This is a genomic window from Nocardia sp. NPDC004123 (assembly GCF_053603795.1).
The window spans coordinates 111,249-117,642 of the sequence record NZ_JBSGGG010000034.1 but is presented as its reverse complement, the minus strand read 5'-3'; the positions used below and the strand labels follow the sequence as shown (position 1 = coordinate 117,642).

The window sequence follows — 6,394 nt, the reverse complement described above, 5'->3', positions numbered from 1 at the left end:
TTTCCCCGCCCTTTTGGGTGTCCCCGCCTTTGGGCGCCCCCTCCCCCCCCGCGGCCCGCGGCGCGCCCCCCCGGGGGCCCCCCGGCTCGGCGGCGCCCCCCCCCGCACCCGAATCGCCTGCCGCCTCGGCGGAGCGGCGGAAGCCGCGACGCTGGTCACCCGCGCCGGACTGCGGGCCGCCCCGCGAGTTCGCGCCGCGGGTGTCGTCGGTTGGGTATCCCGGCGCGCGGCGCTGATCGCCCTGGGATCGGTCGCTCGCCCGCGAGGTGCCCGAATCCCCGGTGGATGCGGAGCGCCGGAAGCCGCGGCGCTGGTCGCCGTCGCCGGACTGCGGGCGACCGCCGGTGCGCGAATCGCGGTCGCGGCCTTCTCCGTCCGGGCGGGTCACTCGACCACCGTGCCGGGCTCGAGGCGGGCGCCGCGGGCCCAGTCCAGGGCGGGCATCATGCGTTTGCCCTGGGGCTGGACCTGGGTGAGGCGGACCGCGGTGCTGGCGGTGCCGAGGTAGACGCCGGTCTTGCGGATGTCGATGGTGCCGACCGGGAGCGTCTCCTCCACCATTTCGACCGGGCCGAGTTTGAGGCGTTTGCCGTCGATTTCGGTCCAGGCGCCGGGGGCGGGGGTGACCGCGCGAATCCGGCGGTCGATGGCGAGGGCGGGCTGGCTCCAGCGGATGCGGCCGGCCTCGGGATCCACCTTGGGGGCGTAGGAGATACCGTCCAGGGGCTGCGGAATCGCGTGCACGGTGCCGTCTTCCACGGCGTCGAGGGTGGATTCCAGCAGGACCGAACCGCTGTCGGCGAGCCGCTCCAGCAGCGAGCCCGCGGTGTCGGCGACGGCGATGCGCTCGGTCATGGTGCCGAAGACCGGACCGGTGTCGAGGCCCTTCTCGATGCGGAAGGTCGACGCGCCGGTGTACTCGTCACCGGCGAGGATGGCGGCCTGCACCGGTGCGGCGCCGCGCCAGGCGGGCAGCAGCGAGAAGTGCAGGTTGATCCAGCCGTGCCGGGGGATGTCGAGCACCGGCTCGGGCAGCAGCGCGCCGTAGGCCACCACCGGGCAGCAGTCGGGCGCCAAAGCCGTGAGCTGCTCGATGAATTCGGGCTCCGACGGCCGCTTGGGCGTGAACACGGGAATCCCGTGCTCGTCGGCCAGCCGCCCGATGGGCGAGCGGGTGATCTTGCGGCCGCGTCCGGCCACCGCGTCCGGCCGGGTCACCACCCCGACCACCTCGTGCCTGGAAGATTCGATGAGCCGCCGCAGCGACGGCACCGCCGGTTCGGGGGTTCCTGCGAAGACCAGACGCATATCAGCGACTCCGTTCCCGGTCACCGGCCGCCGCGCGACGCCCGCCACCGATCTCGGACGCCGGCAGCACCGTGACTCCCTGTGTGAACCAACCGGATTCCCGGATGGTACGCATGGCCTCCTTGCGCGAGGCCGACTCCAGGCGCTGCAGGAACAGCACCCCGTCGAGGTGGTCGGTCTCGTGCTGCACGCAGCGCGCCAGCAGCCCCTCGGCCCGGAATTCGACGGGCTTGCCGTCCATGTCGACACCGCGGGCCAGCACGGTCAGCGGGCGCGTCACGTCGAAGCGCACGCCCGGAATCGACAGGCAGCCCTCCGGTCCGGTCTGGGTCTCGTCGCCGATCACCTCGAAGACCGGGTTGATCAGATGCCCCTGCGCGTCGCCGGTGTCGTAGACGAATACCCGTAGCCCGACCCCGATCTGCGGGGCCGCCATGCCGACGCCCCCGCTCTCGTACATGGTGTCGATGAGGTCGGTCACCAGCTGGCGCACCTCCCGGTCGAACGTCTCGACCTCCGCCGCGCGGGCGCGCAGGATCGGATCGCCGAACAGGCGGACAGGCTGGATGGTCACGGGCAGCTCCCGATAGCGAACGAATACGGTCGTCTCATTTTACGGACGCCCGTGACCACCCTGATCAGGAATGCGCCGCCAACACGACATCGCTGATGCCGGTGCCCAGTGCGACCGGCACGCAGGCCGGTGTCACGGGGTGCGCGGGATCGAGCAGATTGACCACCAGCCGCTGCACGAACGGGTCGTACACCAGGTGGAAATGCCCGGTCAGGTCCTCCGCGCACTGCTCCTGCAGCACGATATTGGTGGCGCCCGCGCCATGCAGCGCGATGTTGGTGTTGGGCTGGATCATTTCATCGACGCGGCTGCCGATCGTCGTGTATTTCACACCGGGCACCGTGTCGCCGCCCGCGTTCAGGTCCTTGATGAACGGCGATCCGGCCGCCTGTTGAATGGCGGCGGTGGACGACCCCATCTCCACGAGCTTGTAGATGCCCGGCACCGCGTCGGCGATCGGCACCAGCCCGTACATGATCCCGCCGTAGCTGGGCGAGGCCAGGCCGATCCACTGGCCGACCTTCGGCGCGCCGCCGAGCTTGTTGATCCAGTACCGGGTCACGCTGGCGCCCTGCGAGAATCCGACCAGATCCACCTGGGTGGCCCCGGTCGCGGCGAGCACCTGATCGACGAAGGTGCCGATCTGCGCGGAGCTGGCCCACACGTCCTCGGTGCCGTAGGTGTCCTTGCCGGGTTTGCCGCCGTAGTTGAGGGCGAATACGCAGATCCCGGCCTGGGCCAGCAGTGGGCTGATGCCCGACCAGTCGGAGTAGGCCGAGGAATCGGTGCCGTGTGCGAGCACCACCGGGCGCGGATGCTCCGCGGTCGGTTTGCAGCCGAAGTCGTTGGCGCCCTGGGGCGCCGCGTCCGGATGCTCCTTGAGATAGCGGGCCGCCGCCAGATGTTCGGTCTGCGGCGGCCCCTGTTGCGCCGGTACCTGAAGTACCGGAGTCACGGCCGGTTCGGCCTGTGCGTACGTCCCCGTCGGTGTGGCGGCCGTACCGATCACGGCGGCCGCCAGCGCCATCACCCCCACCGGTGCCACGCGGCGCAGTGCGCGGGTCCGGCTCCTCTGTTGTCCCATGTCACAAGATCGCATGGGGCGCTTTTGTCCCATGTCACGATCTTCGTCGGAATCAGCCCGAATGTTCCAGCGAGAAGCGGGGTTTCGAGGCCATTACTTTTCGGGTGTGTCGTCCTCGGCGAGGATCCGGTAGAGCGAGCGGCGCGCCTCGGTGAGCACCTCCGCCGCCTTGGCCGCCTGCTCCTGCGTGCCGACCGCGGCCACCTGGGCGACCGCGCCCATCAGCTGGCCGACCAGTCCGCGCAGGTCCAGGGCCTGATCGCCGACACCGTCCTTGACGTCCTGCCAGGGATCGCCCAGCTCGGCGCGGTTGGCCTCGACGTACTCGACACCGGATTCGGTGAGCTTGGCCGTCTTTCGACCCGACACCTTCTCGATCAGCACCAGTCCCTCGTCCTCGAGCTGCGCGAGCGCGGGGTAGATGGAGCCGGGGCTGGGACGCCAGACATCCTGGCTGCGTTCGCGAATCTGCTGGATCAGCTCGTAGCCGTGCATGGGCCGCTCCTGCAGCAGCAGGAGGATGGCCGCGCGGACATCGCCGCGCCGGCCGCGCCCGCCCCGGCCGCGACCGCGGCCGAAGTGCGGACCGGGTCCGAAGCCGGGACCGAAGTCCGGGCCGAAACCACGACCGTGGCCGTGGCGGTGCGGGCCGAAGTCGCCGCGCGGGCCACGCGGGCCGCCGCGACGCATCCGCGGGTGTTCAGGGCCCTGCTGCTCTTCGGCGCGCAGTCGCCGCCAGGGGCCGCGGCCCCGTTCGATGTTGTCCATGTTTTCCATGGTCGTGCCTCCTTCAAGGCTCGTCGTTGTGTTTGTTGCTATCGACGATATATCGACAATCTATCCACAACAAGGGTGAGACGAGACACAAACCGTCCGGTTTGGACTTAGGCGGTCAAGAGACCATGGGCGCGTACGGCCTCCCACAGCCCGGACGGACGATCCACCGTCGGTAGCGGGTCGACCAGGGCGAATGCGCAGCCGATAGCGGCCGCGCCACCGTCGGCCTCGGCGCTGTCGCCGACCATGAGGGTGTTCGCAGGGGTCGCGCCGAGGTTGTCGAGGGCCGATTTGAAGATGCGCGCGTCGGGTTTGATCGCACCGACTTCGAAGGACAGCGCGTAATCGCCGATATATCGATCCCAGCCGCGATCGGCGAAGGCCGGGCGGATGTCGAACGCGATATTGCTGACGATGCCCACCCGCACGCCGCTCTCGTGCAGCGCGCGCAGCACCTCGCCGGTATCCGGGTAAGGCGTCCAGCCGTCCGGATCGAGCAGCAGCTCGTAGACCTGCAGAGCCTGCGCGAGCGGAACACCGGTCTGCTCGAGCACCTCCAGATAGGCGCGGCGATGCAGCGCCGGATCGAGATCCCGGTTCTCCCAGGCGTATTGACCCTCGGCGTCGAACCGCACGATCTGCCCCACGGGCGCGGTGAGCCGACGCATGATCTCGGCGATCTCGTGGGTATCGAGCAGGCGACCGGCGGCGTCGGTGAGCTGTGCGTCGTGGAACGCGGACTCCTCGAACCGGAAAACCGTACCGGAGAAGTCGAACAGCACCGCGTCGATCGCCATCCCGCCACCCTACACAGGTGACCCCGCCGAGAAGGTCGCCGAATCCCGTACTTACAGAAGCAGACTCATCGTATCCAGCCCGCGCGCCACAGCAGATGTTCATGTGGTCACCGCGCAACCACACCGGGTCACCCGCGACACCGCGGCGACCGGTCAGCCCGCTCGCGGATTGCCCCGCCAGCCCGTGAGCCGAACCACCACTCCTCAACTTGTCTGAGGAATTTGCTACGGTGGACCCATGACGGATCCGGTGCTGAACGTGAGCGACGTGACGGTGGTGCGCGGCGGAAACCCCATCCTGCAAGGGGTTTCGCTCACCGTGCGCGCCGGTGAGCACTGGGCGCTATTGGGTCCCAACGGCGCGGGCAAGACCACCTTGCTGCGCATGCTCGGCGCGTTCGAGCATCCGACCCGGGGCAGCGTGGAGGTGCTCGGGGAGCGGCTGGGCCGGGTGGACATGCGCGCGCTGCGGGCCGGTATCGGCCATGTCGATCCGCGCCACACTCCGAGCGGCCCGCTCACGGTCCGTGCCGTGGTGATCACCGGCGCGACCAACACCGCCGGGCTCATCCCCCGCTGGCACGCCACGCCCGCCCAGCTCGCCGAGGCCGACCGCCTGATCGACCTGCTCGGCCTGTCCCACCGCCGTGACGCCGACTGGCAGATCCTGTCCCAGGGCCAGCGCGGCCGCACCCTGATCGCCCGCGCCCTCATGCCCAACCCGCGCCTGCTCCTGCTCGACGAACCCGCCACCGGCCTGGATCTGGCCGGGCGCGAACAACTCCTGGAACGCCTCGACCTGCTCCAGCGCGCCCACCCCGGCCTCGCCTCGGTCCTGGTCACCCACCATCTGGAAGAACTCCCGCCGGGCACCACCCACGCCATGCTCCTGCGCAACGGCCGCACGGTCGCCGCGGGCCCGGTCAGCGAGGTGATCACCACCGCCCACATCAGCGCCTGCTTCGACCACCCGGTCCGCATCCTCCGCGACGAGGGCCGCTGGTCCGTGAGACCCGCTCAGCCCCAACTGAACTGACCCGAACTCACCGCACCGCCCGGGCCCCGAACCGCACGACCGGCACCACGCTCACGCATCCACATCCGGCGTGCGCGCCGGGCTTCACGAGATTGCACTCGACCAGCTGACCCGAGCCGCTCACCTGCCCGAATGGGCCTATCCGCCTCGCGGCGAGATGGGGGCACTCAGGTTGCGGGGACGAGGGAGTCGATCCAGCGTTCCAGGCGTGCGCCTTCGGCTTCCATCATCGCGGGGTCGCGGAAGGTGTTGGTGAGCAGGGAGATTCCCTGGTAGGCGGCCAGGAGGGCGACGGCCAGTTCATGGGAGTCGGTGCGGCCCATGGCGGCGAACTGGGTGTCGATCCAGTCCAAGAGGCCGCGCATGACGGCGGCCAGTTCACGGTCCAGGCCGTCGGCGCGTTTGTCGAGTTCGGTGGCGAGAGAGCCGGAGGGGCAACCGAATTGGGCGGCGAGGTCGCGCTGGTCGACCCAGCCGCGGACCAGGGCCTTCAGTCGTTCGGCGGGGGCATCGAAGAGCTCCAGGGCCGCGATGATCTCCTGGGCGGTACGGGCGTGGGCGCCGATCGCGGCCTGGACCAGCTGGTCTTTTGTCTTGAAGTAATAGTAGACATTGCCCACCGGCACCTCGGCGGCGCGCGCGATATCGGCGATGGTCGTCTTCTCGACGCCCTGTTCGTGGAAGACCTTGGCCGCCGCGTCCGCGAGCCGCTCCCGCTTCCCGGCCTTCGGGGTCGCCGCTCGCGGCGCTGAGTTAGTCATACAACTAACTATAGACAATGCCCGGTCACATGCCCTAAGGTTCGAGTTAGTCAGCCA

General features: G+C 69.7%; 7 protein-coding genes. 1 reads left to right on the top strand and 6 read right to left on the bottom strand.

The window, feature by feature from the left end:
* Positions 1-384 precede the first annotated feature (384 nt).
* The 5 genes from fmt to ACWEQQ_RS38585 form a co-directional block, all read right to left on the bottom strand.
* Complete coding sequence (fmt, locus tag ACWEQQ_RS38605) at positions 385-1,308, bottom strand: methionyl-tRNA formyltransferase (RefSeq protein ID WP_364612524.1); 924 nt, start codon at positions 1,306-1,308, stop codon at positions 385-387.
* A gap of 1 nt (position 1,309) precedes the next feature.
* Positions 1,310-1,882 carry a peptide deformylase gene (gene def, locus ACWEQQ_RS38600; RefSeq protein WP_379440082.1) on the bottom strand — a complete coding sequence of 191 codons (573 nt, stop codon included), beginning with the start codon at positions 1,880-1,882 and terminating at the stop codon, positions 1,310-1,312.
* A 64-nt stretch (positions 1,883-1,946) separates the two neighbouring features.
* A complete protein-coding gene (locus ACWEQQ_RS38595) occupies positions 1,947-2,966 on the bottom strand; it encodes an esterase/lipase family protein (protein WP_379468822.1) in 1,020 nt (339 codons plus the stop codon).
* A 93-nt stretch (positions 2,967-3,059) separates the two neighbouring features.
* Positions 3,060-3,656, bottom strand: coding sequence for a PadR family transcriptional regulator (locus ACWEQQ_RS38590; protein WP_364613099.1), 597 nt, complete (start codon positions 3,654-3,656; stop codon positions 3,060-3,062).
* 194 nt (positions 3,657-3,850) lie between these two features.
* A complete protein-coding gene (locus tag ACWEQQ_RS38585; RefSeq protein ID WP_452340013.1) occupies positions 3,851-4,540 on the bottom strand; it encodes an HAD family hydrolase in 690 nt (229 codons plus the stop codon).
* A gap of 238 nt (positions 4,541-4,778) precedes the next feature.
* On the opposite strand from ACWEQQ_RS38585, the gene ACWEQQ_RS38580 reads away from it, so the two are divergent.
* The gene (locus ACWEQQ_RS38580; protein WP_452351649.1) at positions 4,779-5,576 is read left to right on the top strand and encodes an ABC transporter ATP-binding protein; all 798 of its coding nucleotides are present in this window, start codon (positions 4,779-4,781) and stop codon (positions 5,574-5,576) included.
* Between the two features lie 167 nt (positions 5,577-5,743).
* On the opposite strand, the gene ACWEQQ_RS38575 is transcribed toward ACWEQQ_RS38580, so the two are convergent.
* Entirely contained in the window at positions 5,744-6,337 is a 594-nt protein-coding gene (locus ACWEQQ_RS38575) for a TetR/AcrR family transcriptional regulator (RefSeq protein ID WP_452340015.1), read from the bottom strand.
* Positions 6,338-6,394: the final 57 nt, after the last annotated feature.

Bases quoted from the DNA above. Each gene is read 5' to 3' on its own strand.
- fmt (WP_364612524.1), bottom strand. From the start codon at position 1,308: ATGCGTCTGGTCTTCGCAGGAACCCCCGAACCGGCGGTGCCGTCGCTG.
- ACWEQQ_RS38575 (WP_452340015.1), bottom strand. From the start codon at position 6,337: ATGACTAACTCAGCGCCGCGAGCGGCGACCCCGAAGGCCGGGAAGCGG.
- ACWEQQ_RS38595 (WP_379468822.1), bottom strand. From the start codon at position 2,966: ATGGGACAACAGAGGAGCCGGACCCGCGCACTGCGCCGCGTGGCACCG.
- ACWEQQ_RS38580 (WP_452351649.1), top strand. From the start codon at position 4,779: ATGACGGATCCGGTGCTGAACGTGAGCGACGTGACGGTGGTGCGCGGC.
- ACWEQQ_RS38585 (WP_452340013.1), bottom strand. From the start codon at position 4,540: ATGGCGATCGACGCGGTGCTGTTCGACTTCTCCGGTACGGTTTTCCGG.
- ACWEQQ_RS38590 (WP_364613099.1), bottom strand. From the start codon at position 3,656: ATGCGTCGCGGCGGCCCGCGTGGCCCGCGCGGCGACTTCGGCCCGCAC.